Origin of the sequence: Paenibacillus sp. AN1007 (genome assembly GCF_040702995.1) — a bacterium.
GTDB lineage: Bacteria > Bacillota > Bacilli > Paenibacillales > Paenibacillaceae > Paenibacillus.
In genome coordinates this window covers 1,397,504-1,421,241 of sequence record NZ_CP159992.1, presented here as the reverse complement: position 1 = coordinate 1,421,241, position 23,738 = coordinate 1,397,504, and the positions used below count along the sequence as shown (strand labels likewise).

2 protein-coding genes are annotated in these 23,738 nt (G+C 48.2%); both read right to left on the bottom strand.

The genetic code is table 11. The features are described 5' to 3' along the window. Positions 1–8: 8 nt before the first annotated feature. Positions 9–7,781 (bottom strand): amino acid adenylation domain-containing protein, encoded by a 7,773-nt coding sequence (locus ABXS70_RS06455; RefSeq protein ID WP_366294824.1) that lies wholly within the window; start codon positions 7,779–7,781, stop codon positions 9–11. A gap of 70 nt (positions 7,782–7,851) precedes the next feature. Further along, a complete protein-coding gene (locus ABXS70_RS06450; RefSeq protein ID WP_366294821.1) occupies positions 7,852–23,715 on the bottom strand; it encodes an amino acid adenylation domain-containing protein in 15,864 nt (5,287 codons plus the stop codon). Positions 23,716–23,738 lie beyond the last annotated feature (23 nt).

Here is a 23,738-nt window from a genome sequence, read left to right as displayed (position 1 = left end):
ATTCATTTTTATTGGTTATAAAAATCCATAATGGCTTCCAGCTCTTCAATGGACAGATCGTCTCCCCCCACATCGGAAGGCGTCAGCTCTTGAGTCTCTTTTTCCATACAATGCTTGATTATATCCATCAAATGAGCCTTAAAACGGCTTCCCAGCAGGCTGATCTCAGCTCCCGTATATTCTGCAAGATTATATTCAATGGACATCGTCAGACAGCCATCTTCCACAAGACCCGTAATATTTAAAGCGACTTCTCTTTCGGCTTCGGGGCTGACGGTTTGGCCGTACGGCACGTCAGAAGCACCAAACAGCTCTGTGTTCACATCGTTATCGAACTGCCCCAAGTAGTTAAACTTGATTTCAGGCTCCAGCCGGAACTGCTGCTCTTCCTCCTGCCGTTTCGCGCCAAGATATTTCAGGATGCCGTAGCCAATACCCTTGTTTGGAATGCGCCGTAAGTTCTCTTTGACCGATTTGATATGGTAGGATATATCAGCCGAACCCGGGATATTTAATACAACTGGATAAATGGAGGTAAACCATCCGACTGTTCTGCCGATAGTCACATTTTTGATGATGTCTTCCCTGCCATGGCCTTCAAGGCAGATCAAAACATTGTCCTCGCTGGTCCATTCCCTTACGGCCCGTCCCAATGCAGCAAGAAGAATATCATTGATTTCGGTGTTGTAGGCCTTATGCACTTTACCGAGAAGCTGTCCGGTTTCGGCTGCAGCCAGCTTGAACGAATACTCCATATTATCCGAGACTCTTGGCGTTCCTTCAAAAAGACCGGATTTAGGCAGGGCTTTAACGTGCTGCGATTCGAGCTGCTGCCAGTAGGACTTTTCTTTTTGCAGCATCTCACTGTTTGCATACTCCGTTAATCGATCGGCCCACGTTTGGAAGGAATCCGTCTTGGATGGAAGCGCAATAGGATTACCACGCTCTGCTTGATGATACGCAAGTGTCAAATCTTCGAATAAAATCCGCCAGGAAATCCCGTCAATGATTAAATGGTGAATGATGATTGCCAAATGATCCCCCTGGCGTGTCTTGAACAATCCCGCCTTGACCAAAGGTCCTTTTGCCAAATCCAGACTGCCATGCAGTTCATCAATCATTCGGGACATCTCCAGCCGGCCATCATGCCCGTCGGCCACTGTCTTGATGACCAGTTCGAACCATGAGTGCTCCTCCCGATTGTCTCCCCTGTTATACTGCGTCCATAATCCTTCATCGTATTTAAAAACCATTCTTAACGCATCATGATGGCGGATCAACCCGGTGAAGACCTCTCTTAACAGGTCCTCATTGAATCCTTCCCGCTTATGAAGAACGACAGCCTGGTTCCAATGATTTGCTGGTGAGAATCCACATTCAAAGAACCACTTCTGAATGGGGGTAAGCTTCACCAAACCCTCGACTGGCCCCTGATCAATCTCGCGGTAATCCGCCTGAACATATTTGGACAGCTTCCGAATCTCCGGATTTTGGAACAGATCCTTCATTTTCAACTTATAGCCTTGATTGCTCAGCTTTGAGGAAATTTGAATGGCTCGAATCGAGTCCCCGCCCATCTCAAAGAAATTATGATCAATCCCGATCTTGCGGACGCTGAGAACCTCTTCCCAGATCGTCACCAGCATTTGTTCCACTTCATTACGGGGCTCCGCATAATTCTCATCCGGTGCAGCGCTGCGGTCGGGAGCAGGCAGTACATTTCGGTCGATTTTGCCGCTGATCAAGAGCGGCATTTCTGCAAGTATGATAAAGTACGCCGGGATCATATAGCTGGGCAGTGCTGCTGCCAATTCATCTTTTAACTCCAAGAGACACATCTCTTTGCTGCCCTGCACAACCGGCTCAAGAACCAGGTACGCACACAAATATTTGCTTCCGTCATCGTCTTCTCTAGCCAATACAACTGCCTGTTTGATATGCGAAGATTGGATAATGCAAACTTCGATTTCCTCCAGCTCAATGCGGTAACCTCTTATTTTGACTTGAAAATCCTTACGTCCGAGAAACTCCAGATTTCCGTCATGCCGCCAGCGTCCCAAGTCACCTGTCTTATACATCCTAAGACCTTCAGTCAATTCCGGGATAGATGGAGCAAATGGATCTTTACCGAAGGACTGGTCCGTTCTTTGCGAATCATGGATATACCCGCGCCCTACACCTGCACCGGATACGCAAATTTCTCCGTAAATCCCAGGCGGACAAAGGTTCATCTGATTATCCAATACATACAAATTTAAATTTGCCAGCGGTTTACCGATCGGAACGAAATCCGTATCTTTAGGCAGGTCGCAGATCACAAGCTGGCTGATATCATCAGCAGCTTCCGCAGGGCCATAAGCATTGACAATTGGAATGCCGGGATACAGGTTCAGCCATCTCCGGGCCAAATCCGGTTTTATCGTTTCACCCGTAAGCATCAAATGACTTAGAAAGTCCAGTTTCATCCCTTTCTGTTCCAGCACATCCAGCATGACTGTCAAATAAGATGGCACCACTTCCAAAAGTGTCACTTGATCAGAGGTAACTGCCTCCAAGAACCGTTCTGTTTCAAGCACTACATCTTGTGGATATATCGCAGTCGTCCCGCCCAATGCAAGAGCGCCGAAGCACTGCCATACCGAAATATCGAAACAGATATTGGCGTTTTGGGCAAAGACCAAGCCGTGATCCAGCGTCAGAGCATCCGCTTCAGCAAGAATGTGATTCAATAACCCCCGATGCTCAATCATTACGCCTTTGGGTTTCCCGGTCGAGCCGGAGGTAAACAATACATATGCCAGACTATCCGGACGCTGCAGTTTCCCGATATTCACCGGACTTTCTGTCTCTATTTCCTCCAGCGCCTGATCAAGACAAAGGATTACTCCTTCATACTGCTCTTCCATCCCATCCCGGATATACTCCGAGCGGGTAATAAGAACTCCTGCACCGGAATCCTTCAAAATACCTGTTATGCGCTTTACTCCATACTCGGGATCGATCGGAACATAGGCGCCTCCCGCCTTCCAGATTCCAAGCACACTTTGGATGAAATCGGGGGAACGCTCCAGCATTACAGCAGTAATTGCTTCCTCCGGCAGACCACCCAAGCGCTTTTCAAGGCAGCGGCCAATCCGGTTGGCTTGAGCATTGAGTTCAGCATAACTCCATACCCTTCCAGCGAATTTCACTGCTGGTGAATCCGGCTGTTCATTTGCGAAACGCTCAAAGCGTTGGGAAACACTCCGATTGAAATCGTAGTCTGCCTTTTGTCCTTGGCCCCAGCTCATTATTTCCCTGCGCTCTTCCAAACCGAGCAGCTCGACGTTAGCCAGCTGTATATCCGGCGCCGTTACAAGGTTGTGGAGGAGCTGCAGGTAGTGACGACCCATTTGTTGTGCAGTCAATTCTGAAAACAAATCGGTGTTGTACTGTAAATCAAGAGAAATCTCCGTATGATCTGCGTAAACGTCCAGCATCAAGTCGAACTTGGAGATGTCGTTCTTCAATTCATATGGAGTGAGTCGCAGATCGCCTAAAGAAACTTCCGGCTTCTCGCGATCCGTCAAATTGAACATGGTGTCAAAAAGCGGGTTTCGGCTTGTGTCTCGATTTAGATCAAGGAGCTCGACTAGACGCTCGAAAGGGAAGTCTTGATGTTGGATTGCTGATAACGTGTGATCCATTACTTCTCTGACTAACTCGCGAAATGTCTTCTGATTTTTCGGAAAACTCCGAAGCGCCACTGTGTTGATAAACATCCCGAGCATGTTCTGTACATCCGGGTGATTACGCCCGGCCGCCGGCGTTCCGACAATAATTTCCTCCTGACCGCTATACTTTGATAACAGGGTACAGTAAGCACCTAACATCACGGAAAACAGAGTTACGCCCGTATCCTGAGCCAGCTTCTGCAGGGACCCGGCAAGCTCCGGAGACAGCGCTAGATGCAGCGTTCTGCCGTTAAAACGCTGCACGGCTGGTCTTCGGTAATCCAGCGGCAGGTTTAATAGAGGCAGTTCTCCACGGAATTGCTCCAGCCAATATGATTCATGGCGTTTCATTTTTTCTCCGCCGAGCCGTTCATTCAACCAGAAGGCATAATCCTTATATTGGATGTCAAGCGGAAGCAGGTCGTTGTCGTTATACATCCGCTCCAGTTCATTTAGAAGAATGGCTCCCGACAAACCATCGGAAATGATGTGGTGCATATCAATCAGCAGCACCCCCTCAGCTTGTCCGGTACGAAGCCATTGAACTCGCCATAGCGGTGCTTCTTCCATAGAAAACGGGCGTATAAACGACTTGATTTGTTCATCGATTTGCTCCTTGCCCGCATCGGTCATTTCTACCTCTTCAAGCATACAGACTGCTTCGGGATGAATGATCTGAACCAGGTCCCCGTCAGCAAACCGAAACGACGTTCGAAATACTTCATGGCGGTCAATCAACCGATTGATCAAATCTTGTAAGCGCACAGCGTCAAAATCACCTTTAACTTGGTAGGCAAACGGCATGTTATATGCCGTTGATTCGGACTCCTCCAGCGTATGTAACACGTATATTCTTCTTTGCGCCGGACTCACCGGATAGGCGTCATCAGCAGGTGCCGATGAAATGGACTCCACTTCGTACACAGCGCCGTTCAATTCCTGGATTCGCTCCGCCAAAAGAGCAGCAGTCGGATACTCGAAAATGTCTCTCACGGTTATGTCAACGCCAAGTTCACCTTGAATACGGGAAACAAGGATCGTTGCTTTTAGTGAATGTCCGCCTAAACTGAAGAAATTATCTTCAATGCTTACCCTCTTTATTTCCAGAATCTCTGTCCAAATGGAAACCAATGCCCTCTCCGTATCGTTACGTGCAGGCGCATATTCGCCCTCATTACGGTCGGTGATCGGTTCGGGTAAACCACCTCGGTTAATTTTCCCGTTGGCATTATGCGGCATATCCTCCAGCTGCACAAAAATTGCAGGAACCATATAATCCGGCAAACAGGCAGTTAAATACTCCTTCAATTCAGAAGCCTTCAGATCGATATAAGCGGTATAATACGCACATAAGTATTTCTCGACTTCACCCTTGACAAGCACTGCTGCTTCCTGAATTTGTTCATGCTCGCTTAACCGGTGTTCGATCTCTCCAAGTTCGATTCGGAATCCCCTGATTTTGATCTGTTGATCCTTGCGGCCGATGAACTCGACATTACCATCAGGAAGCCATCTCCCCAGATCGCCAGTTTTATATAATCGAACGCCTGAGCGCGAAGTAAAGGGATCCTCCATGAACCCTTTTGCAGTCTGCTCCGGATTATTAAGATAACCTTTTCCTACCGCAATTCCAGCCACGCAAATTTCACCAACGATTCCAATCGGACACAGCTGCATTTGTTTGTTAACAATGTACATTCGAATATTGGACAACGGTTTGCCGATCGGGACATATCCCTTGTTCTCAGGTGCACCATTCATAACATATTGGCAAATATCATCGGATGCCTCAGCTGGCCCATACGCGTTGACCATTTTGATTCCCGGGCACAGTTCAAACCAGCGTGCAGCCAGCGAAGGAGTGACAGCTTCTCCTGTAATCATCAGATGCTTTAGAGATTCGAAGCGAAGAGAACGTGCCTGAACGATATCCAAAAGTACACTCAAGTACGAAGGTACCACTTCGAGAAGTGTTACCCGATCTCGGATGACCTGATGGATGAAACGCTCGGGTGCAAGGATCAGATCATATGGGTAGATCACCGTAGTCCCGCCCAGCACCAATGCACCGAATAACTGCCATACCGAAATGTCAAAACAGTGGTTTGCCGTCTGTGCGAACACAATCTCATCAGATAAATGAAGATCATGCGCCTCAGCCCAAATGTGGTTCAGCATACCCAGGTGCTCAATCAAGACGCCTTTCGGTTTTCCCGTCGAACCCGAAGTAAAGAGTGTATAAGCCAAGTCAGTCATTGCTGCCGGGATGCAGATATTGCTTTCGGCCTCTTCACCCTCAGGAAGGACAAGGTTATCCATCTCCGCGAATCGCCCCGGATAACGTGCTTTCAGCTCATCCTCCACGTATCCGGATAGTGTAATAACGATTCTCGCATTCGAATCGGCTATGATTCCGGCCTTCCTCTCCTGTGGATAATGAGGATCGACAGGTATATATGCCGCTCCAAGTTTCCAAATGGCGAGTATGCTCGCCACCATAAGCGGTGAACGGTCCAGCATTACCGCTGCAAAATCTCCCTTTTCAAGTCCGAGCTGTCTGAACAAGCGTGCCAGGCGATTCGCTTTTCGGTTCAACTGATCATAAGTCAGGCATTCATCCTGATAGCAAAGCGCCGTTTTTTCCGGATGAAACCCTGCCTGCTCTTCAAATAGTTCATGCGCAGGCTTATCCAGCCTGAATTCCTTTTCGGTGTTGTTGAATTCGGTCAATATGACCGTTTTCTCCTGTTCGGAGATGATCTCGATATCCTGCAAACATACCCCATCATTGTCCAATATCATGTTCACAATTCTCTTCAAATGCCCTTCCAGGCTGTGCAGGAAGCGCTCGTCATAGAGAAATCCGTTATAAGTAAACAGCACTTCGAGTTCCTTCTCCGGAAACACGGTCACGTCCAAATTGTAATTGGTGTGTTCCACCATATTACTGTCGATGATGGACAGGCTGCCTTTATCGCCGCCCGTTGTTTCCAGCGGATAATTCTCAAATACGAGAATATGGTCGATCAGTTGATTTTTAAGTACTGTTTTGGACTGAATATCCGCCAAGGAAACATAGTTATATCGGTTCGCTTCCAGCATGGATTCATTCACTTGGGCAAGCAGCTCTTGAAATGATGTGTGCTTATCGGTTCTGATTCGTAAGGGAACTGTATTAATAAAGAGCCCCACCATGCTCTCGATTCCCGGTAATTCTGGGGGCCTGCCTGATACGACAGAACCGAATACAACATCCTCGCTATCGTTATAACGCTGCAGTAACACACCCCAGATGGCGTGGAAGACCGTACTTAATGTCACTTGGTGTTGGACAGCCAGCTTTTTCAAGCGGAGGGTCGTATCTTCATCCCATTTAAAATGGAATTTTCGATGATCGAATCCTCTCCGATCTTCCCCTCCCCCCAGAGATGGGACCACTGCACGCAGCTCATAACCCTCGAGGTATTGGCTCCAGTAATGGAGTGCATCCTGCTGGTCCTGCTCCCCGAGCCATCTTATATAGTCGCTATAGGGATAAACCGGGGCCAGCCGCAGCGGAGAATTACTATCCAAAGCCTCATAAATCTGGAACAAATCTTGGGCAAGGATTCCCATACACCAGCCGTCCATAATGATATGATGAAATCTCCAAACGACTTGATAGATGTCCTGATCCAGTTTAAACACCGTCATTCGGAAGAGTGGGCCTGTCTCTAAATCGAATTTGTGCTCCAGGTCCCGTGCTTTCACCAGCTCAATGTGTCTCGGCTGTTCTTCCTTAGGATAGGTCGAAATATCTTCAAAGCTCATTTCCGGCTCGCATTGGTTCAAGACAATCTGCAGAGGCTGCTCCACTTCCGTATATATGAATACCGTTCTTAATACATCATAACGTTCTACCAATGTTGTAAAACTGCGCTGCATTGTTGGAATAGACAGCATCCCTTGAATGGTGAAGGAAACCTGCTCAAAGTACGCTTCAGAATCGGGTTCTAATAAGGAATGGAACAAAATTCCTTCTTGAGTCGGCGTAAGCGGATAAATTTTATCAATTTCATGATTGCTCAATGTCACACTCTCCCCATCTACATTGGCTGCCGGATTGCCACCAATCCGGCAGCTTCCACCTACGGCAGCACTACAGCTTCTTCTTCAGCTTACGAGATATGACATCCAATTGTTTTTGCGAAAGTTTGTTGTACTGGTAGTCGGTCGGCGTCATTTCTTTAACCTCTTTACGGCAGCAGTGCTGAACAACTTGTTCAAGATGTTCTCCGAACCGCTTCGCAAGCCGCTGCATCGTTTCCTGAAGATATTGATATTTGTTATATTTGATTTCCATACTAAATTGACCATTGCTAACCATGGAATTCAGCTCCAGCTTATATCCCTTTTGAACTTGCGGCCCGACCTCAGGTCCGGTTGAAATGTCAGACATGTAGAATGCCTCCGTCCGTGCTGTACCTTGGTCAAACTGCCCAAGATAATTAAAGACAAGCTCCGGTTTGAGCCGGTAATTCAATTGAAGCTCGTGAGACGGGTCACGGAAGGTCAAATATTTCATCAATTCATAGCCCAGTCCCTTACCGGGTACTCTACGCAAATTATCTTTGGTTCTTTTGATTAATTCGGCAGGATCGTCCGTCTCTTCAGCTCCGAGCACGAACGGAAACAGAGATGTGAACCATCCTACCGTTCTCGACACATTCACTTCTTTTATCACATCCTCCCGGCCATGCCCTTCCAGATGGATCAGTATGTTACCGGAACCTGTCCACTCTTTCAGCGTGCGGCTTAGCGCCGCAAGAAGAAGGTCTTGTATATCAGTACTGTAGGCATGATGAGCATCAGTTAATAGACTGCGGGTAAGACTGGTATCCAATGTCAGCTTCTGAACCGCATGATCTCCTACCTGATTCAAAGAAATCGAATGATCGACGGGAAGCTCGGTAACAGCAGCCTGCTCAACGGCACTCCAGTAACCTTTTTCTTTCAATAGTGATGAGCTTGCGGAATACTCTCTGAGTTTCTCCGACCATACTTTGAACGAATCCGTTTTGTCCGGGAGCTTCACCTCCGACTGTTCAAGCAACTGCATGTAGGCAGTGGAGAAATCCTCCAGAATGAACCGCCAGGACACCCCGTCAACGATCAGATGATGAATGATGAACAGCAAATAATCACCGGTAGTTGTATGGTAGATTGCCAGTCGGATAAGCGGTCCCTGCTCAATGTTCAATTCCGTCTGCAGTTTGGCTGATTGCCGCTCAATCTCGGCTTTCGTGTCTGCAGCTGCAGTCCCTTTGAGATCGATCACACTCAGCTTGTAATACGCTTGTTCATCCAATCCATGATTGAACTGGACGATCCTGTGATCCATCACACCAAACCTCATCCGCAGTGCGTCGTGGTGCTCCACCAGACGGTCAAAGGCCTCGTTGACCAACTCGGGAATGAAGCCTTCCGGCCTGTGCAGCATGACTGAATGATTGTAATGATGGACATGCTCCCATTTTTGCTCGAACAGCCGATATTGGATCGGAGTCAGACCCACTTCCCCTGTAACCGGCTCCTGACTTGTTTTGACGGTCATCGTCTGTACGTATCTGCTCAACTCCCGAATTGTCGGATGTTTGAACAGATCCCTCATTTCCATACGCAGGCTGTACGCAGTTAATCGTGAAGAAACCTGCAGTGCCTTGATGGAATCACCGCCGCATTCAAAGAAGTTATGATCCGTGCCTATACCTCGTACGCCAAGCGTCTCCTCCCATACACGCACCATCACTTCCTCAAGTTCGTTTGTTGGAGTCGAATCTTCTCCAGAAGGCTTGACTTCCATAACCGGATCAGGAAGCGCTCTGAAGTTCACTTTACCGTTCTCGTTAAGCGGTACGTGGTCAAGGAATACATAAGCAGAAGGCAGCATATATACCGGCAGTCTGGCTCCTAGATAGTCCCGCATATCCTGCGCGGTCAGTATTTGAGCAGCAACCAGATAAGTACAAACGTATTTGCTGCCGTTGTCGTCCTCCTTCACAGTGACTACGGCATCCTGCACATCCGGATGAGCTGCAAGCTGGAACTCGATTTCAGTAAGCTCTACCCGGTAACCACGAATCTTGGTTTGATGGTCGGCTCTGCCGATGAACTCGATGCTTCCATTCGGCAATCGCTTAGCCCGGTCTCCCGTTTTATACAGACGGTGCTCAGGAAGCAGGGGATGGGAAATGAACTTTTGGTTCGTAAGTTCTGGTTGTCCCAAATATCCGCGTCCTACCCCACGCCCGGCGATTACCAACTCACCTGGTATCCCATCCGGCAGCAGGTTTCCATAAGCATCCATAATTTGTGCTTCAGTGTGAAAGATCGGCTTCCCGATCACAGGCTGGCTGCTGAATTCCTGGAACGTATGCCGGTCGAATGGATGGGCAATGCATCCAATTGCAGCTTCGGTAGGGCCGTAGTGGTTCACGAATCTGGTATGAGGATATCGATCGAAATATCGCTTAACGTCCGGTATCCTTATTTTCTCGCCTCCAAGAACGATCAGTTCCAGCGAGTCCAGCAGCCCTTCCGTATCAAATCGCTCATGATTTGCCAAAATGTGAAACAAAGATGGTGTCGCTTTAATAAATGTAATGCCATTCACTGACATGTAGTCCAACACAAAAGCCGGATCTACATAATCGTGTCGATCGAGCAGGTGCAGCTCGCATCCGCACGCTAACGCCGGATACAGCGCGGTGTAGCACAAATCAAAACCAGGTGAAGAGAGCAGCATTGTTTTGCCTGTCTCGTCTATTCGTTGACTCGTCGCGAACCAGTGCACATAATTGACCAAATTTCGATGTTCAATCATAACGCCTTTGGGTATCCCCGTTGTCCCGGAGGTATAGATCAAATAGGCCAAATCGTCTTCTTTCACCGGAATATACAGATTTTTCTCCAGACCCTCAGTCGTTTTGAGATGATCTAGTAGGAATAACTGATCTGCAGTCTCAGCGGCAAACAGATCGGAAGCATAGGTCAGCAGGAACTGCGCGCCGCAATCCGCCAACATGAACTTCATTCGTTCCTGAGGGAACTCTGGATCAATCGGCAGGTATGCACCTCCCGCTTTGAAAACAGCAAGCACGGCAGCTATCGTTTCCGGTCGGTTCTCCATCACAATCCCGGCAATGCGGCTGCCTTCTTCAAAACCGTTCTCCAGCAGCATTTTTGCCAACCGATTGGCTTTCGTATTGAGTTCGGAAAAGCTCCATCGATCCTCTCCGCAAACAAGGGCCGTCTGATTCGGCATCCGTTTTGCAGTCGACTCGAACCATTCAATCATCGTGTCAAAAGTAGGTTTCGCCGTATCTTCTGTATCCTGGAGCATCTTCCTATATGAACTGTCTGTCTTCTCTTCACCCGACAGTAGGGAGAGCTTGGACAGCTCGAGCTCCGGCCTGTTCGAACATGTATGAAGCACATGGACCAATAACTGGGCAAAACGTTCCATTGTATCCGCAGTAAACAAAGCCTTACTATAGACGAATTCCAGAAGAATATTATCCTTGGTCACTTTGACCAGCAGGGAGATATCAAACTTGGATGATTGCTGCTGCAGCGCATACGGCTTGACCGCCAAACCTTTCACTTGAAAATCGTCTTCGTCTGCATTCTGCATCGTCAGCATCACGTCGAACAACGGGCTTCGGCTCAAGTCTCTCGGAATTGACAATGCTTCCACCAAGCTCTCAAACGGGAACTGCTGATGTTCGTAAGCGTTCAGGCATACGTCTTTGACTTCCATTAAATACTCTCGGAAGCTCTTCCGGCCCGCCGGCCTGGTTCGAATCGCCAATGTATTGATGAACACGCCCATCACCTTGCGCAGATCAGCATGATCTCTTCCGGCTGACGCCGACCCTACAATGATGTCCTCCTGCCCCGCGTACTTGGATAAAAGAATGCTGTACCCGGCAAGTAAGATCATATATAGAGTTGTCCCTGTTTCGAGCGCTAACTGCTGCAGCTCGGCTGTCAGTTCCGAACCGAGAGAAGTTTCAAGTTTTGCTCCCTCATTACTTTGGTACTGGGGCCGCGGAAAGTCGGTCGGCATACTCAATACTGGCGGCTCTACGGCAAATTGCTTGAGCCAGTATTGCTTGTCTTCCTCGAACACTCCTTTATGCAGCTGCCCGTTATACCAAGCGGCATAGTCTTTATATTGAATTCGAAGCTCTGGAAGCTCACCGCCGCTGTACAGCGTATTGAATTCTTCTATGAATACTTCAATAGAAGAACCGTCCGAAATGATATGATGCATGTCAATCAGCAGCACATAATCGTTTGCATCTCTTTTCGCAAGATATGCCCTGAATAATGGAGCTTTGCTCAGATCAAAAGGCAGAATGAACCTCTCGGAAAGCCAATCTAAATTACCATCTTCCAGACTTTCGACAAGTTCGATGGCAAATTCAACTTCAGGATGAATGATCTGCACCGGCTCCCCGTTGACCGTCTGGAAGGAGGTGCGGAACGCCTCATGTCGCTGCATCATGGTACGGAAACTGTTTTCCAGCTTCCAGATATCCAGATCTCCCTCAATCTCAAAAGCTGCCGTCATGTTATATGCCGTGCTGCCCCCATTCAATTGTTCAAGAATGAAAAGTCGTCTTTGTGCCGCCGACAATGCGTAATGACTGCGAGTTTCCGCAACGGGAATTTCTTCGAATGCACGACGGTTCCCTTGCTGAATCAACCTGGCTAATCCTTGTACCGTAGGATGATTAAAAAATTCCCCTACAGATACTCCTACACCCCATTCTTTATTAATTCTGGAAATCATAATGGTCGCTTTCAGGGAGTGACCGCCTCGTTCAAAGAAATTATCATGAGTACCGACCTGCTCAAGGCCCAGTTCTTCTTCCCATATCCGAACCAGTCGACCTTCGGTTTCATTTTCTGGAGGTGTATAAGACTCCATAGGAAGTGCACTCACTTCCAGCTCAGGCATTGCTGTTTTGTCGATTTTCCCGTTAAGTGTCAAAGGCATCTGCTCTAGCGGTATAAAGTAGGACGGTACCATATATTCAGGAAGCGACTTTAGCAGGCTTTCCCGGATCGATCCCGGTTCGCTTCCCTCTTGCGGAACATAATAAGCGCAGAGGTATGAATTTCCTTGGTTGTCCTGTTTAGCCACCACGACGGATTCCTTTACCGGGAGCTGACGAATCATCGCGGCCTCAATTTCTTCAAGCTCGATCCGGTAACCACGGATTTTAACCTGAAAGTCCATTCTGCCTATATATTCGAGACATCCATCTTCCCGCCATTTAGCCAAATCCCCAGTCCGGTACATTCTTTGTCCCGGGACTTGCGGATTGTCGACAAACTTCTGATTCGTCAAATCGTCGCGCTGCCAGTAACCTTCAGCCAGACCATCTCCACCGATGCACAGCTCCCCGGGCAGTCCGATCGGGACCAACATATCGCTGGCATCCAGTAAATAAATCTGTGTATTGCCAATCGGTGTACCGATATCCACTATTTCCTTCTTAGTTAAGTCACTGATACAGGACCATACCGTCGTCTCTGTCGGACCGTACATATTAAATATGTTTAAACCCGAAATCTCCTGAAGTCGGTGTAAAAAATATATCGGGAGAGGTTCTCCGCCGAGCATAATATCGGTCACGCTGTTCAGAAATGTCATGTCAGGATCATCACCCAGAAGCATTTTCAAACGGGACGGCGTCATTTGGAGCATCTTCACATGATGTTTCGTGATCAAACGGTTAAGCGCTAAAGGGTCTCGCTGGTCCGACTCTCCTGCGATGACGACAGTGAGCCCTTTGGTTAACGGCACCCACGTTTCGAGTACAAAAATATCGAATGAAACCGTCGTCAGGCACAGTATGCTCTTGCCGGGAGAGAATGCGATCTCCTTGGTCGCTGCCTCAATAAAGTTATGAACTGCACGGTGCGATATCATGACTCCCTTGGGATTTCCGGTAGAGCCCGAGGTATAGATAACGTAAGCCATGTGATCGGCTGTATGAACGGGTGAAGAAGGAATATCTTCCGGTGTGATCCCCTTATACAGGCTTTCATCCTGTATATCGATCACTGTGACATTGGATTCAGCCTGAATGTTCATTTCTTGATCGGTCAGCAAAATTTGTGCACCACTGTCGTCCAGCATATACTCAATCCGCTGTACCGGATATTCCGGATCAATCGGCAGATACGCGGCACCTGTTTTCAATACGCCGAGCAAAGCTGCGATCAAATGAATCGAACGGGTGACCATTACTCCAGCAATTGTCCCAGGCAGTACTCCTTTACGCCGAAGCGCAGCTGCCAGCAAGTCCGATTTGGCATCCAGTTCACTATAGGTGTAAGACTTATCCTCCCAAATCACTGCAACCTCATCAGGAGTAAGTTTCGCCTGCCGCCGGATCAGCTGATCAATGGTCAACTGCTTGTCATAAAGAAGCTCACCTGCATTAAATGCAGCCAGCAGCTGCTGACGCTCCCCCGCCGATAAAATATCAATCTCCGATAGAGTCAATGCAGATTGATCCGCTGCGCCATTCAAAATATTCACATAATGCATGAGCATCCGCTCTGCCTTTTCATGCTTAAACAACTTTTTGCTGTAATCCAGATTTAAGGTTATCGATTCCTCATTCCAGTCCTCAGCGCTAAGGGTCAGATCGTAGGGGGACACACCGGGATTTTTCTCCTCCGGCTTAAAAGTCACTCCCGCTGCGGACACACCCTCGAGTTCCATATTTTGAAATATAAACATAACGTCAAACAACGGATTTCGGCTGGAGTCTCTCCGAATATTCAGCTTTTCTACCAGCATTTCAAACGGATAACTTTGGTTTTCGAATGCTCCGATGCTGCTGTGCCGAACTTCATCCAAATATTCGGCAAACGTCTTGTCTTTGGCCGGATAACTGCGGATCGCAACAGTGTTGATAAACACACCAATCAGCGGCTCAATGTCGGGATGAATACGCCCCGAAACCGGAGTGCCAACAATAAGATCATCCTGAGAAGTATATTTATGAAGCAGTACTTTATAAGCGGTAAGCATAACCATGTATAATGTAGTGCCCGTATCCGAAGCCAACCGGCGAAGCCGCTTCGTCAATGCTTCATCCAAGCAAAACGTCAGCCGCTCCCCCTCCACACTCCGTTGTCCAGGCCGAGGATAATCCAACGGCATATTCAGCGAAGGCAGCTCTCCTGCAAATTCATGCAGCCAGTAAGCTTCCTGTTCTCTCATGCGTTGTTCGTTAAACGTTTGATGCTGCCAGACAGCGAAGTCCGTGTACTGCACCCTGAGCTCTGGCAGCGCATGTCCTTGGTACAATTCCACCAGTTCTCTCATAAATACGGCCATAGAATAACCATCCGAAATTAAATGATGCATATCTACAAACAGCAAAGATTCGTCATTCGACAGTTTGACAAGCTCTGCCCTAAAAAGTGGTGCTTGGGTCAAATCGAACGGCTTCACGAAATTTCTGAACCGGTCATCTGCTGTTTCCTCAGAAGACAGTTCCGAGTACGGAACATGCAGTACAACCGCATCACCGATTCTCTGCACAATTTCCTGACCCCGAATTTCAAAAGACGTTCGAAACACTCGATGTCTGTCGACAATTTGCTCAAGAGCAGCAGTTAACCGGTCCGGATCCAGCTCACCTGCAAGATGGATCTGCCCGGGGATGTTATGAATAAGACTGTTCGCTTCAAACTGCTCCAATATATAAATCCGCTTCTGGGATGCGGAAATGCCATAATACTCCTGCTGCGGCTGTACCGGAATCAGATTGTATGATTCCTCCGCATGCCCGTTCAATAAACTGGATAACTGGCGGACCGTAGGATGCTGGAACCACTCGCCGATCGGAATTTGCATACCGAACTCCCGATATATTCGCGAAAGCATGACTGTCGCTTTCAAAGAGTTGCCGCCAATGTTAAAGAAGTGATCGTTAGGACCAACATACTCCGTACCTAAAAGTTCATTCCAGATTGCAGCAATGCTGGACTCGGTTTCATTTAACGGCTCCTGATCCTGAGAGAATATATCCAGACTGGATAGTGCATTTTCGTCAATGGACCCGTCTTCCAATCGCTGGAACGATTCCATTACCGCTATATCAGCAGGAATCGCATACTCGGCCAACCGTTCGGCCATCTCCACTCGAATACGCGAAACATCGATCGGCATCTGAGATGCCAAATAAGCCGCAAGCCTTGGAGAAGCGTTATGACATGATACTAGCCGAACAGCCACTTGAGCCTGCTGTAGGCTTTCCAGCTGCATCAGCTCGGATTCAAGTTGTGTCAAGTTGATCCGATATCCCCGGATTTCCGCCCAGCGATCAGCGTCACCACACATGATCATCGCCCCGGAAGGAACAATCATCGCCAGCTTCCCTGAGGACATCATTACATCGTTCTTCAAATCCAAGGTATACAGTTCGCCGATGGCCCCCATCGGGACCGGATTCCGCTGCGAATCAAGAATATACTTACCTTCATGCTTGTTCCCGAACTTCGTCAGCATACGAGCATGATCTTCAGTACTAACCGACAACTGCGATACACTCACAGAAGAATCCTGCGTCATAGAAAGTAATAGATGACGGTAACCTTCCGCCCAAATCTTCATAACTTCCAGGTCGAATAAATCGGTACTGAAATCGAAATCCAGCCGCAGCTCTTGATTAATTTCCGTTACATTAAGAAACAAATCATAATGCAAATGACGAACAGGGTAAGGAACAAGTTCGGTTTCCAATCCACTGAAGTTGAGCTGACGAACAGGCCGGTCCATATTAAACATCATATTCAAATTCGGTATATGCACTTCAGGCATGTGCTCCATCAGACTGGCGAGCGAATAACTTTGATGTCGGTCCACCCGCTGCAATATTTCCTTTACGGCACCTAAGTGGTCAGCAATGGTTTCACTGCCGTTCAGCTCCATATATATAGGAAGCAAATTGACACAATTCCCCATCAGGTGGGTCTCCCCCATGTGGGATTGTCCAGCCGTTGGAATGCTGACGACCATTTTTCTTTGCAAGGTGAGCCGATACAAAAACAAACCGTAAGCAGCCAGCATGGTAATGAACATGCTGTTCTTACTGCGAATGCTGAGCGCTCTTAACTTCGTGGTCTCTTCCCTGTCCAGTACTGCTGTAAGCCTGCCGCCATTAAACTTCTTTTTTCTAATGTATCCATGCGGAGAGGGCAGCTGTAAGGTTGGAACTGGCTCGCTGCATTGGGCTGACCAGAATGCCGCAGCTTCGCTGGCATCAGGTTGATGAAGTTTTTGTTCCTGCCATTGTAAATATTCAGCAAATTGGACCGGCTGCGGCAGCTGCGGTACACGCTTTTCGCAGACCGCCGAATAAGCCTCTTCCAGTTCTCCAGCAAATATAGCGATGGACCAGCCGTCAATGACGATATGATGGAAGGCCAGTGCCAACATGTATTCCTCATCAGCCAACTGCAGCACGGTAATTCGAAATAGCGGCTGTCCGGTATGCAGACTGATCGCTTCAGAAGCATCTGCTGCCAGCCAGCGGTCCAGATTATCCTTACTGCTATCAGCCAAATCACCGCGCATATCCTGTACCTTCAGCGGTGCCTGCACCTCTTGCAAAATCTCTTGGTACTCACCACTGCTGTCTATGACCGTTCGCAGTGCCTCGTGCCTGCGGATCAGTATATCGACCGCCTGTCGTAACGCATCTATATTCAAAGATCCCTTCATTCGAAGCAGTACGGACTCATTCAACGAAGCGGAAGCTGGTCCGCCCGCGGCGGAAGAAATCCAAAGCTGTTTCTGCTCATTGGACAGCTTGACCCGCTTTATTCTCCCGCCGTCATCGTCCGGAGGAGGGTCTCCCGGCAGAAAGCCGCCGCGCTGTAAATCACTCACGGTCTCTTTTACGATGCGTATGATCATGTCAATATCTTCATAGGTATGGGCCGTTGACATGAAGCAATTACGGCCCTCCCACACATAAAGCCCTCTGTAGTTCAAATGATAGAAGAACAGCTCGATATCTCCGAAGGAAACGAAACGGAATAAAGATCCGAAATTCACCATATAAATCGGAACTTTCCGCTCTTTGAAGAACGTGTTCAATGCGTGCACAAGATAATCCGTTTTACTATTTAACTCCTCATACAAGGCAGGGCCCTGCGACTCCAAATAGTCGATCGTTTTTAGAGCCACGCGCATGGTAAGCGGATGAGTGCAGAACGTGCCTCCGACAAAGGTTTTACGATCAGCCTTTGCTGGGTAGGAGACATCTCCAAAATTCCACTCCCCACCGTCGATTGGGTCCATGAAATCGCCTTTTCCAGCCACAATCCCGATTGGCAGGCCACCACCAACTACCTTCCCATACACTGCCAAATCGGCTTTCACGCCAAACCAGGCTTGAGCCCCTTCCAGACCGATCCGGAACCCAGTGATCACTTCGTCGAAAATAAGCGCAGTCCCCGAATCAGAGGTGATTTCTCGGAGCTGCTGCAAAAATTTGCGCGGCTGCAGGTCCGGACGGCGGCTCTGCACGGGCTCGACGAGCACCGCCGCCAACTCATGGCCGTACTTGCGGATGAGTTCCAACGATTCAGGTTTATTGTAGTTCAGCATGATAACGTCGCGCACAAAGTTGGCCTCGATCCCTGGTGCCATCGGGTAAGCGGAAGCATCGGCTTCCGGATGGGATACCCCCAACACTCCGTCGAATGTACCATGATAGGATCCGGAAAAAATGACAACCTTCGAGCGTCCGGTCGCAGCTCTCACCGTACGCAGTGCAACCATGACAGCCTCCGTTCCTGAATTGTAGAAGGCCACGCGTTCCATACCCGTAATTCGGCTAATTCGTTCAGCCACATCACCCGCGAGATCCGACATCGGGCCTAACGGTGGCAGCGAAGAAGAAGATTGTTCTTTCATCTCTGTAACGAGAAATTCCGGATTATGTCCGAGCAGATTAACTCCAAAGCCCATTGTCAAATCGATATATTCGTTGCCGTCTACGTCCCACATTCTCGAACCGGAAGAGCGTTCGGCTGCGATCGGATAGATGGCTTCTTTCCAATAGGAGCGGAATCCCGGTACATTACGGTTGTTTGCATGGACATAACGCGTACGCTGCGCATAGGATTTGGACCCTTTTGTACGTCTTGTATAATCTGCGATAAACGTATTCAGATATTCCTGCTGCTGCTCTGTAAAGTCCCCATCTTCACCAATCACCATCGGCTGATAGGGAATAAATGGCTTAGGCTCCTGAGCACCGCTGCCGGTTGGTTCAGCACGTACAACAGGGTGGGTCTGGATCACTGCAGCCGATTCGGGAACGGCGAAGGAATCAGAGGAGGATCCATAACTTGACAGATTCGTGCTCTGGCTGTCCGGTCTTGTCTTGTCTTTTTCCGCCTGCTTGTATCCACCAGGCAAAACGTCAAAATTCCGTCCGCCCCCCTCACTTCCACTCCTTTTAACCCCGCTGCCGCTTAAAAGCTCCAACTGCTTGCCCAGAATATCATTGACATGCTGCTGCTGAAGGGTCATCAGCTCCATCTGCTGGGTTAAAATTCGCTCCACTGCCGAGCCTCCTGTAACCGGAGGAGAAATCTCGTCCTTCATCTCCATAGAAACAGCCGCTGCTGCCTGAAGCTTCTGATCTTCCGCTTCCTGCAGTATCACTCTCTTATGCGACTCGTGCTCCCGATTCCGTACTTCCTTATTGACCGAAGCCACAGCCGATTTCAAATTAGCATTTTCGATAATATATTGGGTTAACGTGTGAACATTCGTGATCGAATCAAAAAACCTTTCAATCGCAATATCCAGCAGGTAAACATCTTCAATTTCCTTGCGAATTCGGACAAGCATAATGGAATCCAGTCCCATTTCAAGGAAGTGGGCAGAGCTGTCTATCTCAGTCACATCCAACCCTGAGGCATCACTGATCATTTTCTTCACTGTTTTCTCTACATCAGCTGACAAATCAAAAGTTCCAGCGGTCGCCGTCATTAATTCGGTTTGTTTAGAAATCGCAGTTTCATCCTCCTTAAGCCCATCGCTTCGTTCGATTTCAATCCAGCATCGCTTACGGTCAAAAGGATACAGCGGTAAAGGAACCTTTCTCGCGGAATAGAACTTGTCCCACTCGATACGTGCGCCCTGAACGTACAGCTCGCATAACCGTTCAAGCTGCCGCCCCCGGCTCTCTGGCGTCGCGGAAACGAGCTCCAAAATCATTCCGGCGGCTTCTTCATTGATGCGTGACAATTCTTCCTCAGTGATTTCTCCGCGCCCTAATTTCTGGTTTGATTCGGAAACGATCCGATATACGCCTCGAAATATTCCCGGATGTCCTTTGTTCTCAGCAAGGCCTGTCAGTTTACGGGTTAATTCTTCGCGTGAGCGGCAGACGAATGCGATGCGGTTCTCAAGATGAGCCCTCCCCGTACTTGCCGTGCCGCAAATATCCGATAAAGTCTGGCTCGGATATAAGTTCAAGTGCTGCACATACCTCAGAATCAGCTCTTGAAGAGCGCTTTCGTTTTTGGCAGACAAGGTGAACAAATGGGATTGTCCATTCTCTTCTTCTGATCCTTCCGCTCTTGGATCAACGAATTCTTCCATAACCACATGGCAGTTCGTCCCGCTAAATCCGAAGGAGCTGACTCCGCAGCGAAGCGGCTGCTCCGAAGCATCAAATGCAGCGGGCTCGGAATTAATATAAAAAGGAGAATTCTCTATATTTATATTTTTGTTAGGCTCTCTGAAATGAAGCAGTGGTGGATTTTTCCTGTATTTAAGCATCAGCACTGATTTAATCAGACCCGCAATGCCGGATGCTTCAAACGTGTGTCCAATATTGGCCTTCACGGAACCCAGCGCACAAAACTGCTTTTTATCTGTATATCCGGCAAACGCTTTCTCCAAAGCTGAAAACTCGACTGGATCTCCCAGTTTTGTCCCCGTTCCGTGAGCTTCAATAAACGTAAGGGCTGCCGGGTCCACGCCCGCATCCTCCCAGGCTGCACGGATCACTTCGCTCTGGGAGACAGGGTTAGGCGCTGTAATGCCCACTGTCGTTCCGTCCTGATTCACTGCACTGCCCTTAATGACAGCATATACCTGGTCTCCGTCACGGAGCGCTTGAGTCAAAGGTTTTAACAACACGGATGCCACGCCTTCGCTCACACCCGTTCCATTCGAAGCCGCATCAAAAGCACGGGTATATCCGTCCACGGATTCCATATCCAGCCCTAATGACAAGGGTAGTATAGAAGTTCTGACTCCACCGGCAAGCGCCATCTCGCATTCGCCAGAGCGGATCGCCTGACATGCCATATGAACAGCGACCAAGGAAGAGGAGCATGCCGTGTCTACGGTTACCGCCGGGCCTTTAAAATCAAGAAAATAAGCAATGCGGCTGGCCAAGACGGAAGGCAAGTTTCCGACGATATAATTTGATATTTGATCCGGCTGTGCTTTGGAAATTAGACGTTCGTAATCATACCCAACTTTTGAATAACCGGCGTACACGCCCACCTTCCGGCCGCGCAGCTTGTCCCCGGCATATCCAGCATCCTCCAGCGTTTTCCAGGCCTGCTGCGTAAATAACCTTTGATTCGGGTCCATTAACTTCGCTTCGTTAGGGGTGATTTTGAAAAATGTATAATCGAATTTATCAATTTCCTCTAGATATCCGCCAGGTCTAAAATCGGGTTCCTGTGCATCCAGCCCCATCACGGATAAATAATCTTTAGCATCTTCCCGCCGATCACCCTGCAGTTCTCCAATATAATGGCTGCCTTCCATCAAATTTCCCCAGTACTCCTGAACGTCTTCCGCACCCGGCAGCTGAAGTGACATCCCGATAATGGCAATATCCTTATCCTGTTTCGATGAACCAATTCCATTCCTTTCTTGTTGATGGGATAACGTTGGTTCTGACTTCAGGAAAGCAGCCAAGTCATGAATCGTCGGATAGGCAAACAAATCTGCAACGGCCAGCTTAACTGAAAACATTGTCTCAATCCGTTCAGCCATCTGCGCCATATGGAGGGAGTTTACTCCCATATCAAAGTAACTGTCCCGAACACCCACCTCGTCTTTCCCGAGTACTTCACGACAGATACGCTGGATATCACGCTCGATTTCCAATTGCGAACTCCTAGGCCGAAGTGATTCTTCCTGCTTGCCCGCCATTTCCTTTTTTTCTGCTGAATGCATACTCTTTAATTCCTGCAAAACCTCGGTAAACTCGCCATTCTGATATTGCTGGGCAAGCACATATCGCTGTATCTTTCCGCTGGTCGTTTTAGGCATGCGCTTGGTTGGCACCACATCCGCAATTTCCCAGCCTCCCCGTTCGTTCAAAAGCCGTTTAAGCTTTAACGCAATCGGATGAAACTTTTCTAATTTTCTTTTGGAAACGACAAATAGAATAATTTCTTCCTTTTTCTTCTCTGCATTGTAAATCCCACATGCGGCTATCCGGCCAAGCTCCACACCTTCTACTTCCTCGGCGATCCGCTCCAGATCATGAGGGTATACGTTCTGCCCGTTCACAAAAATAATATCCTTGGCCCGCCCAGTGACCACTAATTGACCACTGCGGAGGAATCCCAAATCCCCGGTTCTGACCCAGCCGTCCGGAGTCAATAATTCACGGGTTGCTTCGGGGTTATTATAGTATCCTCTTGTGACGTTATCCCCCCTGATATGTATATGGCCTATCGCACCGTCCATGGATTCTGTGCCGTCTTCCTTACAGATCCGCAGCTGGCAGTAGTCGATCGCACAACCAACTTCAACAAAGGAAAGCGCATAGGGCAATTCTTGATTAACTTCAATAACCTGTTCCCCGACGTTAAGATGACGGCGGTCAACATATACAGTCACAAATTCATCTTCGATCAAAGGTATGGCAACGCCTACAGAAGCCTCAGCAAGTCCATAAACAGTATACATCGCAGTCCGTTTCAGACCGTAAGGAGCGAAAGTGTCCAGAAATTCATAACACAGCTCCGTTGAAATTGGCTCTGCTCCGTTATAAATCATGCGGATATTCGACAAATCCCAATTCTCAGCTTTTTCCGGTTTGAAAAACTGCATTAAGTATTTATAGCCGAAATTCGGAGAGGAGATGATAGTAACCCGATGTTCGCTTGCTTTTTTGAGCCAGAGTATCGGCTGTCTTATAAATAAAGATGTTGGAATAATGTATTGATCCGAGTTGGCTATCAGAGGTGCCAAGTGGTTGCATATCAGTCCCATATCATGAGTCAGAGGCATCCACTGCAAATAGGAATCTTCAGAGGTGGTTTTTGTTCTATTTAAAATACCGTTAACGTTATAGATCAGATTGCGATGGGTCAGTATAACCCCTTTCGGATCTCCCGTCGAACCTGATGAAAATTGAATAAACGCAATATCTCCGGGATGTGGACTGTAAATCTGGGGAGAGAATTCCTTTGAGAATACCGAATGATCATCAAGAATAGATACCCTGCCGCGAAGCTTATCGAATAATTCTAGCTGTCCGCTCTTCACTGAAAAGTTTTCTAAATCTCGCAAAATTTTTGAGTTTGCAAGCAGGTAAGGACGATTTAATATATTCCAAATCCGAAATACTTTGCTCTTATGTTCGTCATTGTTGCCGGTACTGACCGGGACAGGAATGATACCGCCAAGGATGCAGCCCCAAAAAGCGATAATAAAGTGACGATTATCGTCGATTTGGAACACAACCTCCTGCCCTGCTTCGACTCCCTGCTTTTGGAGATAGCCCAAAAATCCGCAAGCTTCTTCATAGAGCCCCTTATATGTAAGCTGGTTTTCTCGGTCATCCCCTTCTATAAAAATGATCCTTCGTTCCGCCGTGCTTCCTCTTTCTTTCATTACATCCACCAGACTTGCAAATTGCTTTGTGTACACGTTCTTCCCCCCAGAAAATGATG